The sequence below is a fragment of the Pseudomonas sp. B3G-3 genome (assembly GCF_028640915.1).
Classification (GTDB): domain Bacteria; phylum Pseudomonadota; class Gammaproteobacteria; order Pseudomonadales; family Pseudomonadaceae; genus Aquipseudomonas; species Aquipseudomonas chlororaphis_I.
In genome coordinates this window covers 1-216 of record NZ_JAQZAB010000026.1, presented here as the reverse complement: position 1 = coordinate 216, position 216 = coordinate 1, and the positions used below count along the sequence as shown (strand labels likewise).

Genomic DNA, 216 nt, shown 5'->3' with positions numbered 1-216 from the left:
CAGGTCAACAGCCAGGACAGCATCATCGCTGCCGACCTGGGCTCCACTGGCAGCGCCAGCGTCGATGGCGCGGGCAGCCTCTGGAAAAGCCTGGGCGACATGATCGTGGGCCAGTCGGGCAACGGCTCGCTGTCGCTGACCAACGGCGCCAAGGTGCAGACCGCTGGCAACACCGTGATCGCTGCGCAAAAAGGCTCAAGCGGTAAGGTCAGCGTC

1 protein-coding gene is annotated in these 216 nt (G+C 65.3%); it reads left to right on the top strand.

The genetic code is table 11. From position 1 onward, the window contains the following. On the top strand, nt 1-216 hold a 216-nt coding region (locus PVZ80_RS00225; protein WP_273863283.1), incomplete at both ends, for a hypothetical protein.